This window comes from Geodermatophilus sp. SYSU D01186 (genome assembly GCF_054050215.1).
The window spans coordinates 19,174-41,956 of the sequence record NZ_JBJGYW010000029.1 but is presented as its reverse complement, the minus strand read 5'-3'; the positions used below and the strand labels follow the sequence as shown (position 1 = coordinate 41,956).

The 22,783-nt window shown below is 75.8% G+C and carries 23 protein-coding genes; 10 read left to right on the top strand and 13 right to left on the bottom strand.

The genetic code is table 11. The annotated features are described in order from the left end of the window. Nucleotides 1–51: 51 nt before the first annotated feature. Nucleotides 52–453 (top strand): hypothetical protein, encoded by a 402-nt coding sequence (locus tag ACI784_RS19410; RefSeq protein ID WP_456921824.1) that lies wholly within the window; start codon nt 52–54, stop codon nt 451–453. After that, nucleotides 450–1,019, top strand: a complete 570-nt coding sequence (gene thpR, locus ACI784_RS19405; protein ID WP_457014579.1) for an RNA 2',3'-cyclic phosphodiesterase — start codon at nt 450–452, stop codon at nt 1,017–1,019. The genes ACI784_RS19410 and thpR overlap by 4 nt, the downstream gene beginning before the upstream one ends. Nucleotides 1,020–1,025: 6 nt before the next feature. Here the strand turns inward: thpR and ACI784_RS19400 are convergent, their stop codons facing one another. Then, a complete protein-coding gene (locus ACI784_RS19400; RefSeq protein WP_457014567.1) occupies nt 1,026–2,813 on the bottom strand; it encodes a peroxidase family protein in 1,788 nt (595 codons plus the stop codon). A gap of 181 nt (nt 2,814–2,994) precedes the next feature. Continuing rightward, the gene (locus ACI784_RS19395; RefSeq protein ID WP_457014566.1) at nt 2,995–3,957 is read right to left on the bottom strand and encodes an aldo/keto reductase; all 963 of its coding nucleotides are present in this window, start codon (nt 3,955–3,957) and stop codon (nt 2,995–2,997) included. 28 nt (nt 3,958–3,985) lie between these two features. Here ACI784_RS19395 and ACI784_RS19390 point away from each other — a divergent pair, with 28 nt between their 5' ends. Further along, complete coding sequence (locus ACI784_RS19390) at nt 3,986–4,810, top strand: thioesterase family protein (protein WP_457014565.1); 825 nt, start codon at nt 3,986–3,988, stop codon at nt 4,808–4,810. Here ACI784_RS19390 and ACI784_RS19385 read toward each other — a convergent pair. From ACI784_RS19385 to ACI784_RS19375, 3 genes are read right to left on the bottom strand one after another with little or no spacing between them, the layout of a single operon-like run. Further along, the gene (locus ACI784_RS19385; protein ID WP_457014564.1) at nt 4,807–5,364 is read right to left on the bottom strand and encodes a TetR/AcrR family transcriptional regulator; all 558 of its coding nucleotides are present in this window, start codon (nt 5,362–5,364) and stop codon (nt 4,807–4,809) included. The two genes, ACI784_RS19390 and ACI784_RS19385, sit on opposite strands and share 4 nt — an antisense overlap. Nucleotides 5,365–5,423: 59 nt before the next feature. Further along, nucleotides 5,424–6,206, bottom strand: coding sequence for an ABC transporter permease (locus ACI784_RS19380; RefSeq protein ID WP_457014563.1), 783 nt, complete (start codon nt 6,204–6,206; stop codon nt 5,424–5,426). Then, nucleotides 6,203–6,925 carry an ABC transporter ATP-binding protein gene (locus ACI784_RS19375; RefSeq protein WP_457014562.1) on the bottom strand — a complete coding sequence of 241 codons (723 nt, stop codon included), beginning with the start codon at nt 6,923–6,925 and terminating at the stop codon, nt 6,203–6,205. The genes ACI784_RS19380 and ACI784_RS19375 overlap by 4 nt, the downstream gene beginning before the upstream one ends. A 98-nt stretch (nt 6,926–7,023) precedes the next feature. Here ACI784_RS19375 and ACI784_RS19370 point away from each other — a divergent pair, with 98 nt between their 5' ends. Next, nucleotides 7,024–7,833, top strand: a complete 810-nt coding sequence (locus ACI784_RS19370) for a TrmH family RNA methyltransferase (protein WP_457014561.1) — start codon at nt 7,024–7,026, stop codon at nt 7,831–7,833. An 88-nt stretch (nt 7,834–7,921) separates the two neighbouring features. On the opposite strand, the gene ACI784_RS19365 is transcribed toward ACI784_RS19370, so the two are convergent. The 7 genes from ACI784_RS19365 to ACI784_RS19335 form a co-directional block, all read right to left on the bottom strand. Beyond that, nucleotides 7,922–9,271 (bottom strand): MFS transporter, encoded by a 1,350-nt coding sequence (locus tag ACI784_RS19365; protein WP_457014560.1) that lies wholly within the window; start codon nt 9,269–9,271, stop codon nt 7,922–7,924. 7 nt (nt 9,272–9,278) lie between these two features. After that, a complete protein-coding gene (locus tag ACI784_RS19360; protein ID WP_456921554.1) occupies nt 9,279–10,091 on the bottom strand; it encodes a PEP/pyruvate-binding domain-containing protein in 813 nt (270 codons plus the stop codon). Next, complete coding sequence (locus ACI784_RS19355) at nt 10,088–11,803, bottom strand: PEP-utilizing enzyme (RefSeq protein ID WP_457014559.1); 1,716 nt, start codon at nt 11,801–11,803, stop codon at nt 10,088–10,090. Before ACI784_RS19355 ends, ACI784_RS19360 begins: the two co-directional genes overlap by 4 nt. A gap of 85 nt (nt 11,804–11,888) precedes the next feature. Beyond that, the gene (locus ACI784_RS19350; RefSeq protein ID WP_456921556.1) at nt 11,889–12,362 is read right to left on the bottom strand and encodes a general stress protein; all 474 of its coding nucleotides are present in this window, start codon (nt 12,360–12,362) and stop codon (nt 11,889–11,891) included. A 67-nt stretch (nt 12,363–12,429) separates the two neighbouring features. Then, the gene (gene sepH / locus ACI784_RS19345; RefSeq protein ID WP_456921557.1) at nt 12,430–13,389 is read right to left on the bottom strand and encodes a septation protein SepH; all 960 of its coding nucleotides are present in this window, start codon (nt 13,387–13,389) and stop codon (nt 12,430–12,432) included. Nucleotides 13,390–13,540: 151 nt separating this feature from the next. Next, a complete protein-coding gene (serC, locus tag ACI784_RS19340; protein WP_457014558.1) occupies nt 13,541–14,653 on the bottom strand; it encodes a phosphoserine transaminase in 1,113 nt (370 codons plus the stop codon). Nucleotides 14,654–14,692: 39 nt separating this feature from the next. Then, nucleotides 14,693–15,823 carry a citrate synthase 2 gene (locus tag ACI784_RS19335; RefSeq protein WP_456921559.1) on the bottom strand — a complete coding sequence of 377 codons (1,131 nt, stop codon included), beginning with the start codon at nt 15,821–15,823 and terminating at the stop codon, nt 14,693–14,695. Between the two features lie 156 nt (nt 15,824–15,979). Between ACI784_RS19335 and pdxH the strand changes: the two genes are divergently transcribed. Both pdxH and ACI784_RS19325 read left to right on the top strand, forming a co-directional pair. Continuing rightward, nucleotides 15,980–16,627 (top strand): pyridoxamine 5'-phosphate oxidase, encoded by a 648-nt coding sequence (gene pdxH / locus ACI784_RS19330; RefSeq protein ID WP_456921560.1) that lies wholly within the window; start codon nt 15,980–15,982, stop codon nt 16,625–16,627. Continuing rightward, the gene (locus ACI784_RS19325) at nt 16,624–18,024 is read left to right on the top strand and encodes an MFS transporter (protein WP_456921561.1); all 1,401 of its coding nucleotides are present in this window, start codon (nt 16,624–16,626) and stop codon (nt 18,022–18,024) included. The genes pdxH and ACI784_RS19325 overlap by 4 nt, the downstream gene beginning before the upstream one ends. A 30-nt stretch (nt 18,025–18,054) precedes the next feature. Here the strand turns inward: ACI784_RS19325 and ACI784_RS19320 are convergent, their stop codons facing one another. Then, the gene (locus tag ACI784_RS19320; protein WP_456921562.1) at nt 18,055–18,726 is read right to left on the bottom strand and encodes a UdgX family uracil-DNA binding protein; all 672 of its coding nucleotides are present in this window, start codon (nt 18,724–18,726) and stop codon (nt 18,055–18,057) included. Nucleotides 18,727–18,806: 80 nt separating this feature from the next. Between ACI784_RS19320 and ACI784_RS19315 the strand changes: the two genes are divergently transcribed. The 4 genes from ACI784_RS19315 to ACI784_RS19300 are packed head-to-tail and all read left to right on the top strand — an operon-like array spanning nt 18,807 to nt 22,728. After that, nucleotides 18,807–19,556 carry a hypothetical protein gene (locus ACI784_RS19315; RefSeq protein ID WP_457014557.1) on the top strand — a complete coding sequence of 250 codons (750 nt, stop codon included), beginning with the start codon at nt 18,807–18,809 and terminating at the stop codon, nt 19,554–19,556. A 37-nt stretch (nt 19,557–19,593) separates the two neighbouring features. Next, nucleotides 19,594–20,508, top strand: a complete 915-nt coding sequence (locus ACI784_RS19310) for an ABC transporter ATP-binding protein (RefSeq protein WP_457014556.1) — start codon at nt 19,594–19,596, stop codon at nt 20,506–20,508. After that, the gene (locus tag ACI784_RS19305; protein ID WP_457014555.1) at nt 20,505–21,695 is read left to right on the top strand and encodes an ABC transporter permease; all 1,191 of its coding nucleotides are present in this window, start codon (nt 20,505–20,507) and stop codon (nt 21,693–21,695) included. The genes ACI784_RS19310 and ACI784_RS19305 overlap by 4 nt, the downstream gene beginning before the upstream one ends. 55 nt (nt 21,696–21,750) lie before the next feature. After that, on the top strand, nt 21,751–22,728 hold the full coding sequence (locus ACI784_RS19300) for a TIGR03557 family F420-dependent LLM class oxidoreductase (protein WP_456921567.1): 978 nt from the start codon (nt 21,751–21,753) through the stop codon (nt 22,726–22,728). Nucleotides 22,729–22,783 lie beyond the last annotated feature (55 nt).

Below are 22,783 nucleotides of genomic sequence, written 5' to 3'. Positions count from 1 at the left end.
GCCCCGACGTACCGTGACGCAGGTCCCCGTCGAGTCGTCCGCGGAGGCGACATGGCCGCGTCACTGCTGTACCTCGGATCGATCGTGGCGGGCGTGGTCGGTGCGGTGGCCGGCCTCGGTTGGCTCGCCCGCTGGCTGTTCGGGTCCGCGCGGCTGCCGGTGTCCCACCGGCGGCGGGTGCCGGAACCGCCGGCGCCGGTGCACCGCCCGCTGGAGGCGGTTGCGGCGGACCTGCGCCGGCTGGGCCGCCAGCTGGCCCGCGTGCCGGCCGGCGTCCCCATGGCGCGCCGCCGCGGGCTGCAGGCCGCCTACGACGACGTCCTCGTCGAGGCGGCGGAGCTGCTGCAGGTGCCGCACACGATGACCGGCACCCCGCCCGGGCGGCCCCGCGACGTGGAGCGGCTGCGGGTACGGGCGGCGCTGGCCGACGCCGGCCTCGTGGAGCAGGACTGAGCGGCCTGGCGACGCGGCGGCTGTTCTTCGCGGTGACCCCGCCGCCCGCGGCGCGCGACGACCTCGACCGGGCACTGGAGCCGCTGCGCGACGCCGCCGGCGCCCCCCGCTGGACAGCTCCCGGCCGCTGGCACCTCACGCTGCTGTTCCTCGGTGCCGTGCCCGACGCGACCGTGGAACCGCTCGTCGCGGCCGCCGGGCCGGCCGTGGCCGGCACGCCGCCGCTGCGCCTGCAGCTGGCCGGTGCCGGCCGGTTCGGCTCGCGACGGCGGCCGCAGGTGTGCTGGGCCGGGCTCGGAGGGGACGTCGGCGAGCTGGGCGCGCTCGCCGTCCGGCTGGCCCGTGCCGCCCGCCGGCTGCGCCTGGCGGTGGAGGACCGACCGTTCCGGGCGCACCTCACCCTGGGGCGCTGGCGACCGGGGCGTCCGGGGGACGGCGACCTGCCCGACCGGCTGGCCGGCTACCGCGGGCCGAGCTGGCCGGTGACCGAGGTCGAGCTGCTGGAGAGCCACCTCGGACCGGCGGCGCGTTACGACCGGCTCGCCGCCTGGCCCCTCGAGGGGTGACCGGCCTCAGACGACGGGACCCTCCACGGGGGACGTCGCGTCGGGGTTGATCTCCTCGCCCGGCTCGAGCGGCTCGGGCTCGAGCGGCTCTCCCTCGTCGACGTGCTCGCCCTCCTCCTCGCCCGCTTCCTCCTCGCCCTCCACCTCGGGCGGCACGACCGCCCGCGGGTCGATGGCGTCGGCCCGCAGGATGAAGTGGCCCATCGTGGGGCCCGCGCTCGGGGTGTAGGTCGGCTTGGCGTTGAAGTACGAGGTGGGGTCGCAGGCCAGCAGGCCGAGGATCACCTCGGCGACGATCGTCGCGCCGACGGGGCCGAGGCGGTTGCCCCCGAGCAGCTCGGACTCCTTGAGGATGTAGAACCACAGCGGCGCCTTGCCGCCCCATCCCGGCTCGGTGAGGCCGAGCTCCGCGTTGGTGTAGACCTTCTTGGCTCCGATGGCCGTGGCGACGTCCTGGCCGGCGGGCAGCCCCAGCCGCTTCCCGCGCAGCAGGTTCCGCTCGATCAGCGAGACGATCGCGCCCGCGGTGGGGGCGACGACCGTGGGTGGCAGCTTGGTGAGCGGCAGCGACAGGTGGGTGTCGATCTTCCGGGCCATGTTGCGGTCGTCCGGCGCGCTCATGCCGGGGATGTCGAAGAAGTAGTTCCAGTCGATCCACAGGTCGGCGGGGACCGGGCGGTGCCCGCGGAGGTCCTGGTAGCCCTCCTGGGCGAAGATCGGCACGGTGCGCAGGTCCTGCACCTCGTACTCCGCGCGGATCATGCTGTGCCCGAAGCGGTAGGCCGCCCCGGAGTGCTCGATGGGCATGTAGGGGCGCTGCCGGTCGCGGGGCTTGTAGAACTTGCCCACGAACTCGATGGGGCCGCCGCGGCGCTGGGCGATCTTGCTCCGCACGACCTCGCCGCCGACGATGCGGGTCAGGAAGTCGTTGACGATCAGCCACTGGAAGTTCCACCGCAGCTCCTGCTGGGCCTGCTCGAAGGTCTTGCCCTCGTCCCGCAGCTTGTTGTGCATGCGCAGGAAGACCGCGTGCAGTTGCGCGACGATGAGGTTCTCGTCGTTGCGGGGGTCGCCCAGGTACGCCGCGCCCGTGTCGTCGCGGGGCAGGTCGTGCACCCCGTCGTGGTCGTTGACCCGGAGGTACCCCGGCCGGGCCGGGTCGTAGAGCTCCGGGCTGAGGACGGGGCCCTTGCCGTAGACGCTGGCCAGGTCGAAGCGGGGCGTGTCGTAGTTGGTGACGCCCCGGGGGTCGTACTCCTGCTCGGTCAGCGGTGTGGTGTCCAGCGTCATGTCGTGGTCGATGAACTGACCGAGGTAGATGTACCCGGCGGGGATGTTCGAGATGTCGAACTCCGCGTCGGAGAGGGCGACGTCGCTGAGCGGCAGCTTGCCGTCGTTCATCTTCGCGGCGAGCGCCGTGAGCAGCGCGTCCGGCGGGCTGAACGCCGGCAGCTGCTTGAACATGACGCCGAAGCGGGCCTCGCGGTCGCGCCCGACGCGCACCGCGATGTCCGAGCCGCGCGGGTTGCCCACCGCGTGCTCGGCGCGGGCGGCCGGTGGCAGCCGGCGCGTGGGCTGGAGCGTGGTCGTGGTCGCCGGCGCCGCGGTGGTCGCGGTCCGCCGCTCCGGTGCCGCGAACGCCGTCCCGCCCATCGCCGGGACCGCGGCCAGACCGGCCAGCCCGGCGGCCAGCACCGACCGCCGGGACAGCCGTCCGGGCGCACCCCCGTCGTCCCTGGCGCCTGCTCCGCTGAAGGGGCAGCCGCCCCCGGACCCGTCCCCGAACTCGCGCATGAACGCCCCCCGGCGCAGTGAGAGCCCGCCCCCAGCAGCAGCTCTCGGTGCCGTCGACCCTCCCTGGAGCCGAAACCGCAGGCCACACACGGAAGCGGGGGCGGGGAGCCCCCAGAGTTGGGGAGAGAGGGGGCGGCGTGTCGCGCTTCGTGCTCAGCCGGTCACGATGGGTGCGGCGAACTCACCAGGCGTACTCCATGGGCGCCGCACGGTAGCCGGGGAAGATCTCGTCCAGCCGGGCCAGCTGGGCGTCGTCCAGGCGGACGTCGAGGGCACCGAGGGCGCCCTCCAGCTGCTGCGTGGTGCGCGGGCCGACGATGGGTGCGGTGACCGCCGGCTGGTGCAGCAGCCAGGCGACACCGACGTCCGCCGGGGCCAGGCCCCACTCCCGGCAGGCGTCCTCGTAGGCCTGCAGCGCCGGCCGGTGCCGCTCGACGCGCTCCCCGGCGGCGCGGCGCCGGTCGCCGCCCTCCTTCGCGAGGACCCCGGCGAGCAGGCCGCCGGCCAGCGGGCTCCACGGGATGATCCCGACGCCGTAGTGCTGCGCGGCGGGCAGCACCTCCAGCTCGACGTGCCGGGTGAGCAGGTTGTAGTGGGACTGCTCGCTCACGAGGCCGAGGAAGTGCCGGCGGGCGGCCGCCTCGTTGGCCGCCGCGATCTGCCAGGCGGCGTGGTTGGACGAGCCGACGTAGAGCACCTTGCCCTGGGCGACGAGGGTCTCGCAGGCCTGCCAGACCTCCTCCCACGGCGTGGCCAGGTCGACGTGGTGGAACTGGTAGAGGTCGATCCAGTCGGTCTGCATCCGGCGCAGGGAGGCCTCGCAGGAGCGCACCAGGTTGCGGGCGGACAGGAACGTGTCGTTGGGCCAGTCGGTCATCGAGCCGTAGACCTTGGTCGCGAGGACCGTCTTCTCCCGCCGCCGGCCGCCCCGGGCGAACCAGGTGCCGAGCACCTCCTCGGTGCGCCCCTTGCCGGCGTCGAAGCCGTAGGTGTTGGCGGTGTCGAAGAAGTTGACGCCGTCGGCCTGCGCGCGGTCCATGATCGCGTGCGCGTCGGCCTCCTCGGTCTTCCACCCGAAGTTCATCGTGCCCAGGCAGAGGCGGGAGACCGACAGGCCGCTGCGCCCCAGGTGCGTGTACTCCACGGGGGTCCACCCTGGCAGTCTCGGAGACGTGCCGCAGACCGACCCCGTGCTCGCCGCGTTCGACGCCGCCACCGCCGTGACCCGCACCGAGGGCGGCGGCCTGGCCGCGGAGCTGGACCCGGGGTGGGACGTCGGGCCCGGCATCCTCAACGGCGGCTACCTGCTCGCGGTGGTGGCCCGGGCCGCCCTGACCGCGAGCCCGCACGCGCACCCGGTCGCGCTGGCCGCGAGCTTCCTGCGGGCCACCCCGCCGGGGCCAGCCACGCTGACGGTCACCCCGGGTTCGGCCGGCCGCACGCTGGCGCACTCCTCGGTGCTGCTCGCCCCGGCCGGTGGGCCGTCGCTGGCGGTCCAGGTCACCACTGCGACGCTCACCGACGAGCCGCCGGTGTACTCCGGCTGGTCCGCGCCGGTGGCCACCCCGGTGGCCGACTGCCTGCCGGCGGTGGACGACGGCACGCTGGCCCACCCGCTGCCGGAGGTCGGGCTGCGGACCCGCGTGCACACCCGGCTGGACCCGGAGACCGCCGGCTGGGCGATGGGCCGGCCCGGGGGTGAGCCGTACCTGCGCGGCTGGGTGCGGCTGGCCGACGGGCGGGAGCCGGACCCGCTGGCGCTGCTGCTGTTCGCCGACGTGCTGCCGCCGACCAGCTGGGCGACCGGGCGGTTCGGCTGGGCGCCGACGGTGCAGCTGCAGGTGCTGGTCCGCGCCCTGCCGGCGCCGGGCTGGTGCCTGGTGGAGGCCCGGGCGAACGAGGTGGCCGGTGGCTGGCTGGACGAGGACTACCGCATCTGGGACTCCACGGGCCGGCTGGTGGCGCAGAGCCGGCAGCTGGCCCGCCTGCCGCGCTAACGGACCTGCGGCAGCTCGACGTCCCCGGTCAGGTACCGCTGCACGGTCGGCCCGACGGCGGCGACCAGCTCCTCCCGGGGCGCGGAGGCCAGCGGCTCGAGGCGGAACACGTAGCGGGCCATCACCAGCCCCATCAGCTGCGAGGCGACCAGCGCGCCGCGCGCCTCCCGCTCGGCGACGGGCAGGTCGAGGGTGCCGACCACGCGGCGGATCACCCGCGCGACGAGGAACTCCCGCAGCAGCTTCGCCGTCCACTGGTTGCCGACGGCGGAGCGGATGAGCGCCAGCCCGGCCGGGCGGCCCGGGCCGTCCCACACCCGGAGCACCATGCGGACGACGGCCGCGCCGAGCTCGCCCGGGGCGGAGGCGAGTACCTCGGGCAGCAGCTCGCCGGGGTCGGCGGGCGCCTCCACCGCGGCGAGGAAGAGCTTCTCCTTGGTGCCGAAGTAGTGGTGCACCAGGGCCGGGTCGACCGCGGCGGCGGTCGCGATGCCGCGGATGGACGCACCGTCGTAGCCGCGCTCGGCGAAGGCGGTGCGGGCGGCGGCCAGCACCGTGTCGCGGGTGTCCGGGTTGCCGGGACGGCGGCCGGTGGGCCGGCGGCGGGCCTCGCTCAGCTGGTCCTCCTCCGCAGGGTCGCCGCCGCCAGCGCGAGGGCGAGCAGGGCGGCCCCGGCGACGACGCCGAGGTCGGCCCACGTGCCGCCCGTCGGCTCCGGGAAGCGCCCCACCTGCTGCACGGCGTCCACGGCGTAGGTCAGCGGCAGGACGTCGCTGACCCCCTGCAGCCAGCCGGCCATCTGCGCCCGCGGCACCAGCAGGCCGCACAGGAAGAACTGCGGCAGGACGACGACCGGCATGAACTGCACCGCCTGGAACTCGCTGCGGGCGAAGGCGCTGGCCAGCAGCCCGAGGGCCACCCCGAGGACGGCGTCGGCGACGGCGATGAGGACCACCGCCCACAGCGGGCCGGCCACGTCCAGGTCGTAGAGGGTGGTGGCGACCGCGACCGTGACCGTCGCCTGCACCGCCGCGGCGAGGCCGAACGCGATGCCGTAGCCGAGCAGCAGGTCCAGCCGGGCCAGCGGGGTGGTGAGCAGCCGCTCCAGCGTGCCGGTGGTGCGCTCCCGCAGCATGGCGATGCTGGTCACCAGGAACATGACGACGAACGGGAAGACGCCGAGCATCGTCAGGCCCACCCGGTCGAAGACGCCGACCTGCCCGGGCAGTGCCGGGACGTCGTGCCACAGCAGGTACAGGAGGCCGAGCAGCAGGCTGGGCAGCACGAGCATCATCGCGATCGTGCGGTGGTCGTGCCGCAGCTGGCGCAGCACCCGGGCCGTCGTCGCCGCCGTCAGCGACGGGCGCAGGGCGCGCGGGGCGGTCGCCGTCGTCACGCCGCCACCTCCTCGGAGGCGCGGATCAGCCGGAGGAAGCCCTCCTCCAGGTCGTCGGTGCCGGCCTCGGCGCGCAGCCGGTCCGGGGTGTCGTCGAACAGCAGCCGGCCCTCGCGGAGCAGCAGCAGCCGGTCGCAGCGGGCCGCCTCGTCCATGACGTGGCTGGACACCAGCAGGGTCGTGCCGGCGGCGGCCAGGTCGTGGAAGCGCGCCCACAGCTCCACCCGCAGCACCGGGTCCAGGCCCACCGTGGGCTCGTCGAGCACGAGCAGCTCGGGCTCTCCGACGAGCGCACAGGCCAGGGAGACCCGCCCCTGCTGCCCGCCGGAGAGATCGCGCACGAGCCGGCCGCCGGCGTCGGCGAGCCCGACGGCGGCCAGCGCGGCGTCGGCCGCGGCCGCGCCCCGGCCGTACAGGGCGGCGAAGTAGCGGGCGTTCTCCCGGACGGTCAGGTCGGGGTAGACGCTCGGTGCCTGGGTGACGTACCCGACGCGGGTGCGGAGGGCCGGCGCGCCCGCCGACTGCCCCAGCACGGTCACCTCGCCGGAGTGCACCTGCTGGACGCCGACGATCGCCCGCATGAGCGTCGTCTTGCCGCTGCCCGACGGGCCGAGCAACCCGGTGACGCGGCCGCGCGGGACGCCGGCGGAGACCCCGTGCAGCACGGGCCGGTGCCCCCGGCGGACCACGAGGCCGGTGAGGGTGACGGCGTCGGTCATGGTCGCCTCCTGCCGAGGAACTCAACGCCCGATGAAGTCAACGCCAGGTGACTTCGGTTGTCAACGGCTGCCGGCGTGGGGCTTGGCAGGATCGGGCCGTGTCGAGCGCGCCCGTCCTGATCACCGACCCCCGCGACGAGCGGGTCGCCGACTTCCGGGACCTCAAGGCCGGCGACCGGCCGCCGGGCACCGAGCGGGGGACCGGACCGGTGATCGTGGAGGGCGTGCCGGCGGTCGAGCGGCTGCTGGCCTCGCCCTACCGGGTGCGCGCGGTGTTCGGTGTGCCGGGCCGGGTGGCCGCCCTCGACCTGCCCGAGGGGGTGCCGGCCTACGAGGCCGACAAGTGGGTGCTCTCGGAGGTCATCGGCTTCCGGCTGACCCGCGGCGTGCTGGCCGCGGCCGACCGCCGCGCACCGGAGGACGTCGACGCGCTGCTGGCCGGGCCCGACCCGGCGGCGCCGCGGCGGCTGGCGGTCCTCGAGGCGCTCAACGACGCGGAGAACCTCGGCTCGATCGCCCGCTCGGCGGTGGCCCTCGGCGTCGACGCGCTGCTGCTGGACCCGCGCTGCGCCGACCCGCTCTACCGGCGCTCGGTGCGGGTGTCGATGGGCCACGTGCTCGCCCTGCCGTTCGCCGTCCTGCCCGACTGGCCCGGCGGGCTGGCGCGGCTGCACGAGGCCGGCTACCTGACCGTGGCCCTCACGCCGGCCCCGGACGCCGTCGACCTCGGCGCGATCGACCCGCGCGCCCACCCGCGGACGGCGGTGCTGCTCGGCGCGGAGGGGCCGGGGCTCACGCCGGAGGCGCAGGCGGCGGCCCGGGTGCGGGCGCGGATCCCGATGCGGGCCGGCGTGGACTCCCTCGGCGTGGCCGCCGCCGCGGCCGTGGCGTTCGCGACCCTGCGCTGAGAGGAGATCTCTTCCTGCAGGGGCTGGTGCGGCCCCGTCCAGGGGCCCGCCCTGAGCGTGCGAAGGGTGGGGAGGCCGGGGTCCTTCATCAGCGGGGCCGGACGCCGGGCAGCGCGGCGGCCGCGGCGACCGACAGCGCCCCACCGATCGCGGTCAGCCAGAAGACCCCCGTGCCGGCGCCGCCGGCCATGAGGAGGGCCAGCAGGCTCGTGCCGGTGATGCTGCCCAGGTAGCGGCAGGTCGACCACACACCCGAGGCCAGGCCGGCGCGCTCGCGCGGCAGGGCCTCCAGCCCCGCCGTCTGCACCGCGGCCGCCGCCATCCCCTGGCCGATCCCGCACAGGGCCAGCAGCACCGCGGCCGCCGGCACCTGCCGGGCCGGGTCGACGGCGACCAGCGCCACCGCCGGGACGGCCACCAGGACGCCTCCCACGACGGCGGGGCGGCGACGTCCCCAGCGGTCACTGAGCCGGCCGCCGAGGAGCGCGGCGACGCTGGCCCCCACGAGGGCGGGCAGCAGCAGCGCGACGGCCGGGCCGGTGCCCACCAGGAGCGGGACGGCGAGCACGACGGTGTAGAGCGCCAGGTTGCCGGTGGCGACCGCCGCGCCGGCCGCCAGGACCGGGCGCAGCCGCAGCACCCGCACGTCGAGCACCGGCGCCGCCTGGCGCAGCTCGCGCCGGGTGAAGGCGACGGCGACGAGCGCGAGCGCGCCCGCGGCGGCGCCCAGCCAGGCCGCGGGGAGCCGCCCGGCCTCGCTGAGGAGGGCTGCCCCACCGCCGAGCACGGCGAGCAGCAGGAGCGCGCCGGGGACGTCGAACGGCGCGCGTGCGGCCGGCGGCTCGCCCCGCGGGTCGGGCGGGAACCACGCCCGGACGGCCACGACGCCGAGCACGGCCACCGGCAGCGTGACGAGGAACGCGCCCCGCCAGCCGGCCAGGTGCACGGCGAGGCCGCCCAGCGGGGGGCCGGCCGCGGCCGCCGCGGTCGCGCTCGCCCCCACCGCGCCGAACGCCCGGCCACGGCGGACGGCGGGGACCGCCGTCCGGACCGTCGCCGCGGCGTTGACCAGGGCCAGGGCCCCGAACGCCGCCTGCCCGCAGCGCAGGACGCCGACCGCCGGCAGCGCCGGGACGGCGGTGGCGAGCGCGGTGCAGACGCCGAACCCGGCCGTGCCGAGCAGCGCACAGCGCCGGCGACCCCACCGGTCACCCAGGGCTCCGGCGATGGACTGGCAGGCCGCGGTGACGACCAGGTAGGCGGTCACCAGGGCCACCACCCCGGCGACGCCGGCACCCAGGGCCGCGCCGATCCGGGGCAGCGCGACCGCCACGGAGGTCGAGCCGAGCGGGACGAGCGTGGTGGCCAGGCACGCGGCCGCCACGACCGGTCGCTCGCCCGTGCGTGCCCGGGCGGCGGGCTCCGGTCCCGCGGTCACGCCGGGGTCAGCCGGCGGTGATGGGCCGGCGCTGGAGCAGGGCCACGCCGGCGGCTCCCCAGGCCCACTCGACGTCGGAGGGGCCGCCGAACAGCTCGTCGCAGCGGCGCGCCAGCTGAGCCAGCACGGTCAGCTCGGACTCGTCCAGGCACGGCCGGCCGGCGCGCTCGGGGTCGACGTCGACCGTCGCCGTCCCGCCCCCGGGGCGGGGGACGACCGCCCGGTCCTTGCGCCCGACGACGCGGTGCAGCAGCCGGCCATCGCGGTCGAGGCGGAACAGGTCGGGGACGACCATGCCCTCGACCACGGCCTCGCCCAGTGCCCAGCTGGCCTCCACGACCAGCTCGTCGGCTCCGCTGACGGGGTCGTGGGAGAACAGCACCCCCGCGGCCACGGCGGGCACGAGGCGCTGCAGCACCACCGCGCAGCGCGGCGGGGACCGGTCGCCCCGGGCGTGGCGGTAGGCCAGCGCCGACTCGGCGCAGGCCGACGCCGCCACCCGGACGACCGCGTCGACGACGTCCTGCACCGCCACGTTGAGCAGCGACAGGTGCTGGCCGGCGTAGCTCGACGCCGTACCGTCCTCGCCGACCGCCGAGGAGCGGACCGCCAGCGGCTCGCCCAGCTCCGCGGCCGCGGCCCGGACGGCGGCGACCGCCTGCTCGTCCCCGGCGGACACGGCCCCGACGAGACCGGCGGACAACGCCGTCCCCGGCGGGACGGGCAGGCCGCTGCGCAGCGCCCGGCCCAGGGCGACCGCCTTGCCGCCGTAGCCGTCCTCGTCCTCGACCGCGGCCAGCGGCAGCAGTGCGACGGTCACAGGACCGTGACCGTGCCGGTGGCGCCCTCGACGCGGACCCGGGCGCCGTCCGGCACCGCCCGGGTGGCCTCCGAGCAGCCCACGACGGCGGGGACGCCGAACTCCCGCGCCACGATCGCCGCGTGGGACAGCAACCCGCCGCGGTCGGTCACGATCGCCCCGAGGCGGGGGAGCACCAGGTTGAACGCCGGCCCGGTGGACGACGCGACGAGCACGTCACCGGCCTGGATGCGGGACAGCTCGTCAGCGCCTGACACCACCCGTGCGGTGCCCTCGTAGCTGCCGGAGCTGACCCCCAGGCCGTGCAGCACGCGCCCCTCCGGCGGCCGGGCCGCGTCGCGCAGCACGGCGGTGACGCCGAAGCCGACGGCCTCGTGGATGCGGGCCGCCGCCGGCGGCAGCCAGGCCGGCGGTACCGGCTCGGCCGGTGGGGGCCCGAAGAAGGGCGGCATGTCCCGGTAGTCGGCGGTCCGCCTCCGGTGCACCCGGGCGGCGACCTCCTCCCGGCTCGGACCGCGCCCCTCGACCAGCAGCGACCGGACCTCCCCGGGTTCGAGGTCGACGGCGTCCTCGGCGTCCGCCAGCAGGCCGCGGTCGGCCAGCCGGCGACCGACCTCCAGCAGCGCCGTCCGTGCGGTGCTGCCCATCAGCCGGTCGCTGTGGACGGCGCGCTCGTCCCGCAGCCGGTACAGCAGCCGAGCCTCGCCGAGCAGGTCGTCGAAGGCCTCGCGGTGTTCCGGCGGGACGGCCGCCCGCACGTGGGCCTCCGCCTGGGCGGCCGCGGTGTGGTCGCGCGGGCGGTCAGGGGAGAGTGCGCCGCGGATGCGGGCCAGCACCAGCCCCGGGGCCTCCAGGGACCCGGGTTCGGCGACGGAGTCCTCACCGTCGACCGGCAGGGCCGCGAGTGCGGCGAGGTACGCCCCGGCCCGCTCGCCGACCGCACCGGGCCGGCGCAGCAACGCGCTGAGCACGGCATCCGGCTCCGCCGCCTCGTCCTGCAGCAGGGCTGCGGCGTCGGCGTCCTCGCGGAGGGCGGTGACGAGGTCGGCCAGCTCGTCGGGTGCGCCCTCGGTGACCGGGCTGGCGCCGGCGAGGCAGGCCAGGACGTCGGCGGGAGGCAGGCCCGTCCAGCGCACGGCGTGCACGGCGAAGTCCGAGACCGGCAGCAGCGCGGGCACGCTGTACCGGTGGTGCTGCTTCCACCCCTCGACGAGGGCCTGGGCGCACCGGTCGACGTGGTCGGCCAGGCCGGCGTCGTCCAGCGCGCCGAGGTCCATCGCGGACAGCGCCCGGTGCACGCCGTGCAGTGCCGGCTTCACCTCCTCGTCCCACTCCCGCAGCGCCGCCCGCCAGCGGCGCTCGGCGAGGGTCGCCTCGGCGGTGGTCATCCGGTCCCGCAGCGCCGGGTCCTCCTCCAGGAGCCGGCGGAACACCGGCTCCGGCGGCGGGCCGGCGGCGTCCGGGGGTGCGCCCACGGGCCGCAGCCGCTGGTAGAGGAACCCGCCGACGACGGCGGTGTCGAAGTGCTCCAGGAGGGTGCCGTAGCGCGCCAGGCCTTCCTCGAAGCCGGCGGAGAACCCCTGCAGGACGGCCACGGCGGTGAACCGGCACAGCGGCCTCGGGACGTGGCTCGCATCCAGCGTCCAGGTGCCCGGACCGGGGGCGACCCACGTGGGCGCGCTGTCGACCTGCTGGGCGTGGACGTCGGCCATCGTCGCCTCCCGGGCACGTGGAGGCGGAAACGGTAGGGACCGGTCCGGGGACCGGGCCAGGGCCGGAGTGCCCTGCCCGGAGCGGTCAGCCGCGCAGGGAGAACCGGGCGAGCAGGGCCCGGGCGTCCTCGGCGCGGGCCGGGTTGCACATGACGTCGTAGCGGCCGGCGACGATGGCGCTGGTGCTGGTGAAGTCCCGCCGTCCCCGGGTGGCGGCGTAGCCCATGGCGCCGAACAGCAGGCCGAACAGCAGGCCGACCAGCAGGCCGGTGAGCACCGAGCCGACCCAGTTGGCGCCGTCCTCGGCGAAGATGCCCAGCAGCAGGCCGACGAACAGCCCCCACCAGGCGCCCGCGGCCGCACCGGCGGCGACCGCGCGGCCCATCGTCAGCCGGCCGGTGACCTTCTCGACCTGCTTGAGGTCCGAGCCGATGATCGTGACGTTCTCGACGGCGAACTTCTCGTCCGACAGGTAGTCGACGGCGGCCTGGGCCTGCTCGTAGCTGTCGTAGGACCCGACCTGCACGCCGCCGAGCGGCATGGACACCGACGCTGCCATGGGCACCTCCTACCCCTGGACGGACGGCGGACACGCCACGGGCGTTCCGCTGGCCGCAGCCTAGGGCTCAGCGGTGGCGGCGGACCCCGAAGACGATGTCCTCCCACGCCGGGATGCGGGCGCGCGGGTCCTCGTCCTCGCCGTCGCCGTCCCCGCCGGGGCGGCCCAGGACGACGGTGTCGTGCTCGGCGATGTCGTCGTCGAACTCGACGTCGGTGCGCCGCTCGACGTCGGTGCGCCGCTCGCCGCCGGGGGAGCCGGCGTCGGGGAGGACCGGGCGGACGTGCTCGTCGTCGTCCTCCGCGCGGTCGTCGTCGGCCAGGCGGGCGGAGGACGCCGGCGCGGCCACGCCGTCGTCGTCGGGGACGACGGCGACCGGCCGGCCGCGGTACACCGGCACCGGCCGCTCGGTGGGCACGTGCGGGACGACGCGGACCAGGCGGGTGCCCTCGGCGAAGTCGGTGGTGGTGGCGTCGACCGGGGTGACGGTGCGGCCGGGGATGTCGTAGGCCCAGAGGGTGACGCCGGACTTCGCGCCGGCCTGCCAGGCCGCGGTCACCTGCCAGGTGCCGTCGGGGGAGCGGAACGCGTCCCAGCGGACGGCGTCGAGGTCGGCGCCGAGCAGCCGCAGCCGCTCGGACATGAACTGCTGCAGCGGAACGGCAGGGGCGCCGTCGGAGAGGCGGACGCGGGCCTCGCGGGCCTGCTCGGCGACCCGTTCGCGCTCCTGCAGGACCGGGTGGGCGAAGCGCAGGATCCGCTCGACCCGGATGCCGGAGGCCTGGGCGACCTGCTCGGGGGTCTCGCCGGCGCGGATGCGGGCCTGGATCACCCGGGGCGGGAGGGTGGCGCCGATCTCGACGTCGATCTGGCCGAGGCGGCGCGCGTCGCCGCGGGCGGCGGCCCGGACCCGGTCGTCGATGGGCAGCTCGAAACGCTCACCCTCCTCACCCGGCTCGGCGCCGTCCACGGCGAGCACGAGGCTCGTGCCGTCGTCGGAGAGCGCCACGAGGCGCAGCGTGCGCATGGCGACCTCCTGGGGACTGCGGCAGCGGGTGGAGCGGCTCGGGCGAGACAGGCTGGCTCCCGAGGCTATCCGCGGACGGCGGACGGGACCGGCAGGCTCGCCCGGCGTGGCGCGATGCCGGCGGGAACGTCCCCGGTCTCCGTGTCCTCCCTCAGAGCTTCCCGACGACGAAGTCGATGCACGCGGTGAGGGCGCTGACGTCGTCCGGGTCGACGGCGGGGAACATGCCGACCCGCAGCTGGTTGCGGCCCAGCTTCCGGTACGGCTCGACGTCGACCACGCCGTGGGCCCGCAGGACCTTCGCCACCGCGGCCGCGTCGACGGACTCGTCGAAGTCGACCGTGCCGACGACGTAGGAGCGGTGGTCGGGGTCGCGGACGAACGGCGTGGCGAACGAGGACTGCTCGGCCCACCCGTACAGGCGGCGCGAGGACTCCTGGGTGCGGGCCACCGCGCCGGAGAGCCCGCCGAGCGACAGCAGCCAGCGGATCTGGTCGGCCAGCAGGAACAGCGTGGCGACCGCCGGGGTGTTGTAGGTCTGGTCCTTGCCGGAGTTGTCGACGGCGATCGACAGGTCGAGGAACCCGGGGACCCAGCGGCCCGAGGCCTTGATCTCGCTGATGCGCTGCAGGGCGTCACCGGACATGAGGGCGATCCACAGGCCGCCGTCCCCGCCGAAGTTCTTCTGCGGCGCGAAGTAGTAGACGTCGGTCTCCGAGACGTCGACCGGCAGGCCCCCGGCGGCGCTGGTGGCGTCGATGAGCACGAGGGCGTCGTCGGTGCCCGCCGGCCGCTGCACCGGGGCCATGACGCCGGTCGAGGTCTCGTTGTGGGCCCACGCGTAGACGTCCACCCCGTCGGTCGCCGTGGGCAGCGCCAGGGACCCCGGCTCGGCCGTGGCGACCACCGGGTCGGCGAGGAACGGCGCCTCGGCCGCGCCGGACGCGAACTTGGCGGAGAACTCGCCGTAGGTGCCGTGCGCGCTGCGCTCCCGGATCAGCCCGATGATCGCGGCGTCCCAGAAGGCCGTCGTCCCCCCGTTGCCGAGCACGACCTCGTAGCCGTCCGGCAGGTCGAACAGCGCGGACAGGCCCTCGCGCACCTGGCGGACCAGGCCCTTGACCGGGGCCTGCCGGTGGGAGGTCCCCATCAGCGAGGCGCCGCTGGAGGCCAGCGCCTCGAGCGCCTCGGGACGGACCTTCGACGGGCCGCAGCCGAAGCGGCCGTCGGCGGGCAGGAGGTCGGCGGGGATGGTGATGCTCATCCGGGGGGTGTTGCCTCTCAGGTCAGGGCGGGGCGGTGTTCAGGCCGGCGCGGACTCGGTGACGGCCTTGGTCCGGATGGTGTCCCAGCCCTCGACCTCCTCGGGCCGGCGCGGCTCGGGGCCGATGTAGCGGGCCGACGGGCGGACCAGCCGGCCGGTGTTCTTCTGCTCGAGGATGTGCGCGCACCAGCCGGCGGTGCGGGCACAGGTGAACATCGAGGTGAACATGTGGCTGGGCACCTCGGCGAAGTCCAGGACGATCGCCGCCCAGAACTCCACGTTGGTCTCGATCGGGCGGTCCGGACGGCGCTCCCGCAGCTCCTCCAGGGCCGCCTGCTCCAGCGCCCGGGCCGCCTCGAACCGCGGCGCGCCGAGCTCCTCGGCGGCCCGGCGCAGCACGCGGGCGCGGGGGTCCTCGGCGCGGTAGACGCGGTGGCCGAAGCCCATGAGGCGCTCGCCGCGGTCCAGCAGGTCCTTGACGTACTTCTCGGCGTCGCCCTCCTTCTCCACACCGTCGAGCATGTGCAGCACCCGGGACGGCGCCCCGCCGTGCAGCGGGCCGGACATGGCGCCGATCGCGCCGGAGAGGGCGGCGGCGACGTCGGCGCCGGTGGAGGCGATCACGCGGGCGGTGAAGGTGGAGGCGTTCATGCCGTGCTCGGCGGCCGACGTCCAGTAGGCGTCGACGGCGGCGACGTGGCGGGGGTCGGGCTCGCCGCGCCAGCGGACCATGAACCGCTCGACGATGGTGGCGGCCTCGTCGATGCGCTTCTGCGGAACGGCCGGGACGCCGATGCCGCGGGCGGACTGGGCGACGTAGGACAGCGCCATCACCGCGGCGCGCGCCAGCTGCTCGCGGGCCTCCTCGGAGCTGATGTCCAGCAGCGGGCGATAGCCCCAGAACGGGGCCAGCATCGCCAGCGCGGCCTGCACGTCGACCCGCACGTCACCGCTGTGCACCGGGATGGGGAACGGCTCGGCCGGGGGCAGGCCCGGGCCGAACTTCCCGTCGACGAGCAGCGCCCACACGTTGCCGAAGGTGACCTTGCCGACGAGGTCCTCGATGTCGACCCCGCGGTACCGGAGCGCGCCGCCGTCCTTGTCCGGTTCGGCGATCTCGGTCTCGAAGGCGATGATCCCCTCGAGGCCGGGCACGAAGTCGTCGGCCATCTCGCATGCTCCTCTGCGCGCGGGACACGTGCGCACACCGGTGATGGCGCACGACTGCGCCTGCGACCCTAGGCCGTGCCGACACGCCGGGCACAGCGGGGGCGGAGGCCCCGCGCCCTGCGCGCCGGTCACCCACGCCGGTGACAGCATGGAGTCGTGCCCGACCTCTCCCGCATGCGCAGGGACTACGAGACCAGGGGTCTCCGGGAGTCCGATCTCGCCCCCACGTGGGTCGAGCAGTTCGACCGCTGGTTCGCCGACGCGGTGGCCGCCGAGCTCCCCGAGCCCAACGCCGTCGTCGTGGCGACCGCGGACGCCGACGGCGCCCCCGACGCGCGCATCGTGCTGGTGAAGGGCTACGACGAGTACGGCTTCGTCTTCGGCACCAGCTACGCCTCGGCCAAGGGCGCCCAGCTGGCGGTCAACCCGCGGGCGGCGCTGGTCTTCCCCTGGCACGCGCTGCAGCGGCAGGTGCGGGTGACCGGCCGCGTGGAGCGAGTCGGCCCCGGGGCCTCCGACGACCTGTGGGACCCCCGTCCCCGCGGTGCGCAGCTGGCCGCCGCCGCGTCGGTCCAGTCCACCGTCGTCGACTCCCGCGAGGAGCTGGTCGAGCGCCTGCGCCGGCTGGACGCCCAGACGCCCGACGGAGGGGTGCCCCGGCCCGAGGTGTGGGGCGGTTACCGGGTCGTCCCGGACCGGGTGGAGTTCTGGCAGGGCGGCACCGACCGGCTGCACGACCGGCTCCGGTTCGTGCGGGACGACGAAGAGGGCGGCGGCTGGATCGTCCAGCGGCTCGCCCCATGACCTCGCCCGTCGACCCGGTCGAGGGCGCCGGCCCGGTCGAGGAGCCGGTCCCGCTGCCCCCGCCGGCCCCCCGCCGCGCCTGGGCCATCGACACCACCCCGCTGCGCAACCCCGACTACCGGCGGCTGTTCTGGGGCGTCGCGGCCACGATGCTCGGCCAGCAGATGACGCTGGTCGCCGTCCCGTACCAGGTCTTCGCCCTCACCGGCTCCTCGCTGCTGGTCGGCGTCACCTCGATCGTGGCGCTGGTCCCGCTGATCGTGTTCGGCCTGCTCGGCGGCGCGATCGCCGACTCGATGGACCGCCGCCGGCTGATGCTCATCACCGGCGTGGGCTCGGCGGTGACCAGCGCGCTGCTCGCCGTCCAGGCGCTGCTGCCCGGGGGCGGCAACCTGTGGCTGCTGTGGCTGCTCACCGCCTGCGTCTCCGGGTTCAGCGCGGTCAACCAGCCGACCCGCAGCGCGGTCATCCCCGCGGTGGTCGGGGCGGAGGGGGTGCCGGCGGCCAACGCGCTGGCGATGACGGTCCGCCAGGTCGGCGTCATCGTCGGCCCGCTGCTGGCCGGGGTCCTCATCGCCGTGGGCGACCTGTTCATCACCTACACCGTCGACGCGCTCGGGTTCGTCATCGCCGTCCTGCTGCTGCGCGGGCTGCCCCCGTTGCCGCCGGGCCGCGTCGCCGGGCCGCTGCGGCTGGGCGCCGCCGTCCGCGGGGTGGGGGAGGGCTTCGCCTTCCTGCGCACGCAGCCGGTGCTGCTCATGACCTTCGTCGTCGACGTCATCGCGATGTGCTTCGCGTGGCCTCAGGCGGTGTTCCCCGAGCTGTCGGAGGGGCGCTACGCCGACTCGCCGAACAGCCTCGGCTGGCTGTTCGCCGGGATCTCCATCGGCGCGCTGCTCATGGGCCTGACCTCGGGCTGGGTCTCGCGGGTCGATCGGCAGGGCGCGGTGGTGCTGGGCGCGATCGTCGTCTGGGGGGTGGCGATCATCGGCTTCGGCCTCGCCCCGTCGCTGTGGCTGGCCGTGCTGTGCCTGGCGGTCGCCGGGGCCGGCGACATGGTCAGCGCCGTGCTGCGCTCCTCGATGCTGCAGCTGGCCGCCCCGGAGGAGATGCGCGGCCGCATGCAGGGCGTCTTCCTCGTCGTCGTCGCCGGCGGGCCGCGCCTGGGTGACCTGCGCGCCGGGGCGATCGCCAGCGCGGCGGGGGTCAGCGCGGCGATGGTGTCCGGCGGGGTGGTGGTCGTCGTCGCGATGGCGGTCGTCGCGCTGGTCGTGCCGTCGTTCTGGGCGTTCCGCGCCTCCCGCTCGACGTACGCGACGGTGCCCGCCGGGGAACCCCGGCCGTCCTCGCCCGCCCCCGAGAGTGGCGAGGGCCGGCCGGGGCCCGCCTCTTCCTAGCGGACCCGCCCGGTTCCGCCGGACGGGCCCTCAGGCCAGGGCGGACGCGACCACCCGGAGGTCGGCGACCAGCGCGTCGTAGGCGGCGTCGCGGGCCTCGTCCGGCGTGCGCAGGATGGCCGAGGGGTGCGTGGTGGCCAGCATCCACGTCTGGTGCGGGGCGTCCTCGTCGTCGTCGGCCGGGTCGGCGGCCTCGGTGCCCGGCGGGGTCCAGGGCACCAGCTGCCCGCGGTCCTTCGTGATCCGGAAGGACGGCGAGATCAGCGCCTTGGCCGCCGTCGCGCCCAGGCACACCACGACCTCCGGCTGGAGCACGGTGAACTCCGCCTCCAGCCACGGCCGGCAGGCGCGCAGGTGCTCCGGTCGCGGGGTCTGGTGGATCCGCCGCTTGCCCTTCACGGTGTGCGAGAAGTGCTTGACGGCGTTGGTGATGTAGGCGTCGCGGCGGTCGATGCCCGCCTCGGCCAGCGCCTTGTCCAGCAACCGCCCGGCCGGACCCACGAACGGCTCGCCCCGGCGGTCCTCCTGGTCGCCGGGCTGCTCGCCGACGAACACGATCCGGGCGGTCTCGGGCCCCTCCCCGAACACCGTCTGGGTGGTGTCCTGCCACAGCTCGCAGGCCCGGCATCCTGCGGCGGCCGTGCGCAGCCCCTCCAGTCCCACCCCGGTGGGCGGCTGGGCCGGGACGTTCTCCTCGGTCATGGAGCGATGAGACCGCAGGAACGGCGCTCGCGCAGGGCAGACTGACGCGGCCTCCCTTCCCGTCCCGCGAGGAGCCCGCCGTGCCCACCGTCCACCTCCTCGGCGGCGGCTGGGACCCGTCCGCGGCCGAGGCCCTGTACGGCCCGTTCCTGGAGTCCGCGGGCAGCACCCCGGTCGTCGCGACCGTCGTGCTGGACGAGGGGGACGGCGCCGCGCAGTTCGAGCGCTGGGCCGCGGTCCTCCGACGGACGGCGACCTGCGAACCGGTGCCCGTGCTCGTGCCGCTCGGCGGCCGGCTGGACGTGGCGGCCCTGGGCGACGCCGACGCACTGCTGGTCTGCGGCGGGCTCACCCCCGCCTACGCCGACGCGCTGGCCCCGGTGGCCGGGGAGCTGCGGGCCTGGCTGGCGGCGGGGGACCGTCCCTATGCCGGCTTCTCCGCGGGCGCCGCCGTCAGTGCCGGCCCCGCCGTCGTGGGCGGCTGGCGCGACGGCGGCGTCCCCGTCTGCCCGGAGGACGCCGCGGAGGACCTCGAGGAGGTGACGGTCGTGCCGGGTCTCGGGCTGGTGCCCTGGGCCGTCGACGTGCACTGCGCGCAGTGGGGCACCCTGCCGCGGCTGGTCACCGCGCTCGGCGGGGTGCCGGGCGGCCAGGGGCTCGCGCTGGACGAGGACACCGCCGTCCACCTCGCCGACGGCACCGGCCGGGTCGCCGGGCACGGCACGGCCTGGCGGCTGGAGCGGGCCGGGACGGCGACCACCGTGACCGCCCTGCGCGCCGGTGACCGGGTGGGACGGCTCCGTGGCGTGGACGGGGACTCGTCGTCCTGACCGATACGGTCGGCGGGACGAAGGGAGAACCCGCGCCGTGCTGGAGTTCGACGGGCTGTACAAGACCTACGGGTCCAACCGGGTGCTCGAGGGGGTGGCGTTCGCCGTCGCACCCGGCTCCATGTTCGGTTTCTGCGGGTCCAACGGCGCCGGCAAGACCACCACGATGCGCATCGCGATGGGCCTGGCCCGCGCCGACGCGGGCGAGGTCCGCTGGCGGGGCCGCGCCCTCGACCAGGCGGTGCGCCGGCGCATCGGGTACATGCCGGAGGAGCGCGGCCTCTACCCGAAGATGAAGGTCGCCGAGCAGGTCACCTACTTCGCCCGGCTGCACGGCATGGACCGGGCCGCGGCCGGGCGCGCCGCCGACGAGTGGGTCGAGGTGCTCGGGCTCGGGCCCCGCCGCGGCGACGCGGTGGAGAAGCTCTCCCTGGGCAACCAGCAGCGGGTGCAGCTGGCCGCCGCGCTGGTGAGCAGGCCGGAGGTGCTGATCCTCGACGAGCCCTTCTCGGGCCTGGACCCCATCGGGGTGGACTCGCTGGCCGGCGCGCTGCTCGGGCAGGTCCGTCAGGGCGTGCCCGTGGTCTTCTCCAGCCACCAGCTCGACCTGGTCGAGCGGCTGTGCGACTCCGTCGGCATCCTCGCCCGCGGCCGGATGGTCGCCACCGGGCCGGTCGCCGAGCTGCGCCGGCGGGAGGCCGGCCGGCTGCTGCGCGTCGTCGTCCCCGACGCGGCCCCGGGGTGGGCCGCCGACCTGCCGGGGGTGCGCGTGGTGTCCGAGCAGGCCGGCGACACCGTGCTGGAGCTGAAGGGCGACACCGACGACCAGGTGGTGCTGGCCGCGGCGCTGGCCACCGGCCGGGTCACCCACTTCGCCTGGCAACAACCGACGCTGGTGGAGCTGTTCCGCGAGGCCGTGGCCGCACCGACCGCCCAGGAGGTGGCGGCGTGAGCGCGCCGCAGGAGGTCGGCAGCGCCGCCATGGTCCGGCTGGTCGCGAGCCGGGAGCTCTCGGCCCGGCTCCGGGACAAGAACTTCATCATCAGCTCGGTGGCCATCCTGGTGCTGCTGCTCGGCACCCTGGGCCTGCAGGTGGCGCTGAACTCCGGCAGCGAGGAGACGCGGATCGGCGTCGTCGGCGAGGTCCAGGGGCTGGAGCAGGCGCTGCAGGCGCAGGGGGAGGCCCTCGGCGTCGACGTCGTGGTGGAGCCGCTGGACGGCGCGGCGGCCGCCCGCGCCGCGATCGAGGACGGCGACGTCGACGGCGTGGTGCTCGCCGACGGCGGTCAGGAGCCCGAGCTCCTGGTCGAGCAGTCGGCGGACGGGTCGCTGCAGGCCGTCGTCCAGGGCGCGGTCGGGCAGCTGGCCGTCGCCGAGCAGCTGGCCGAGGCGGGGGTGACCAACCTCGACGTCCCGGAGGTGGCGGTCACCGCGCTCGACCCCGACGCGGACCGGGACGGCCAGCGCGTCGTGGTCGCGATCATCGGCACGGGTCTGCTCTACGGCCTGCTGATCCTGTTCGGCCAGTTCGTGGCCCAGGGCGTGGTGGAGGAGAAGTCCAGCCGGGTCGTGGAGCTGCTCCTGTCGAGCATGAAGCCCTGGCAGCTGCTCGCGGGGAAGATCCTCGGCCTCGGCCTGCTGGGGCTGGCGCAGATCGTGATCATCGCGGCCGTGGGGGTGACCGGCGCGCTCGCCTTCGACCTCGTCGACATCCCGGGCGAGCTGGTCGGGACGGCGGTGTCGGTGGTGCTGTGGTTCGTCCTGGCCTACGCCCTCTACGCCTCGATCTTCGCCGTGGCCGCCTCGCTGGTCAGCCGGCAGGAGGACCTCGGCACCGTCCTGATGCCGACCACCCTGGTCCTCGTGGTCGGGTTCTTCATCGGCATCCAGGCCGCGGCCGACCCCGACGGCACCCTCGCCGTCGTCACCTCCTTCGTCCCGGGGCTCTCGCCGCTGGTGATGCCCGTCCGGATGGCGGCCGGCAACGTCGCCGCCTGGGAGGTCGGTGTGGCGGCGGTCCTGGCGGCCGTCGCGGTGGCGCTCGTCGTCCGGGTCGGCGGGCGGGTCTACGCCGCGTCGCTGCTGCGCACCAGCGGGAAGACCAAGCTGCGCGAGGCGCTGCGCGCCGAGCGCGTCTGAGGTCGGGTCACCCGGGTCGGGCGTGTCGTGCGCCCGGCCCGGGTAGCGCCACCGCATGGCGATGCAGCTGGGCTACACGATGATGACCGAGCAGGCCGGCCCGAAGGCCCTGGTCAGCCACGTGGTCGGCGCCGAGGAGGTCGGCTTCGACTTCGCGGTCAGCAGCGACCACTACTTCCCGTGGCTGGACGAGATGGGGCACGCGCCGCACGCCTGGACGGTGCTCGGCGCCGCCGCGCAGGCCACCAGCCGCATCCCGCTGATGACGTACGTGACCTGCCCGACCTTCCGCTACCACCCGGCCGTCGTCGCGCAGAAGGCGGCGACGCTGCAGCTGCTCTCCGACGGCCGCTTCACCCTCGGCCTCGGCGCGGGGGAGAACCTCAACGAGCACGTCGTGGGCGCCGGCTGGCCCCCGGCCGACGTCCGGCAGGAGATGCTCGTCGAGGCGATCCAGATCATCGGCGACCTCTTCGACGGCGGGTACACCAACTTCCGCGGTGAGCACTTCGACGTCGAGTCGGCCAAGCTGTTCGACCTGCCCGAGAAGCGGGTGCCGATCGGGGTCGCCGTCTCCGGTGCGCAGTCCTGCCAGATCGCCGGGGAGCTCGCCGACGCGATGATCGCCGTCGAGCCGGACGCGGAGCTGGGGGAGCGGTTCGACGCCGCCGGCGGGGCCGGCAAGCCCCGGATCGGGCAGATGCCGATCTGCTTCGATCCCGACCGGGACGCCGCCGTCACCCGGGCGCACACGCTGTTCCGCTGGTTCGGCCTCGGGTGGAAGGTCAACGCCGAGCTGCCCGGCACCCAGGCGTTCGACTCCGCCAGCCAGTTCGTGCGGGAGGAGGACGTCGCCGGCAGCATCCCCTGCGGGGACGACGTCGACGCGGTGGTCACGGCGGCGAAGGCCTACGCCGACGCCGGGTTCACCCACCTCGCGCTGGTGCAGATCGGCGGCGACCACCAGGCCCCGTTCCTGGAGTGGACGCGACGGCAGCTGCTGCCCGCCTGGCGGGAGGCGTTCGGCGGGTGATCGCCGGCACCGCCTCCGAGGGGTGAGACGCCACCGTCGGGGGACGACGCGGCGA

Bases quoted from the DNA above. Each gene is read 5' to 3' on its own strand.
- ACI784_RS19410 (WP_456921824.1), top strand. From the start codon at position 52: ATGGCCGCGTCACTGCTGTACCTCGGATCGATCGTGGCGGGCGTGGTC.
- ACI784_RS19400 (WP_457014567.1), bottom strand. From the start codon at position 2,813: ATGCGCGAGTTCGGGGACGGGTCCGGGGGCGGCTGCCCCTTCAGCGGA.
- ACI784_RS19375 (WP_457014562.1), bottom strand. From the start codon at position 6,925: ATGACCGACGCCGTCACCCTCACCGGCCTCGTGGTCCGCCGGGGGCAC.
- ACI784_RS19355 (WP_457014559.1), bottom strand. From the start codon at position 11,803: ATGGCCGACGTCCACGCCCAGCAGGTCGACAGCGCGCCCACGTGGGTC.
- ACI784_RS19350 (WP_456921556.1), bottom strand. From the start codon at position 12,362: ATGGCAGCGTCGGTGTCCATGCCGCTCGGCGGCGTGCAGGTCGGGTCC.
- sepH (WP_456921557.1), bottom strand. From the start codon at position 13,389: ATGCGCACGCTGCGCCTCGTGGCGCTCTCCGACGACGGCACGAGCCTC.
- serC (WP_457014558.1), bottom strand. From the start codon at position 14,653: ATGAGCATCACCATCCCCGCCGACCTCCTGCCCGCCGACGGCCGCTTC.
- ACI784_RS19335 (WP_456921559.1), bottom strand. From the start codon at position 15,823: ATGGCCGACGACTTCGTGCCCGGCCTCGAGGGGATCATCGCCTTCGAG.
- ACI784_RS19325 (WP_456921561.1), top strand. From the start codon at position 16,624: ATGACCTCGCCCGTCGACCCGGTCGAGGGCGCCGGCCCGGTCGAGGAG.
- ACI784_RS19320 (WP_456921562.1), bottom strand. From the start codon at position 18,726: ATGACCGAGGAGAACGTCCCGGCCCAGCCGCCCACCGGGGTGGGACTG.
- ACI784_RS19300 (WP_456921567.1), top strand. From the start codon at position 21,751: ATGGCGATGCAGCTGGGCTACACGATGATGACCGAGCAGGCCGGCCCG.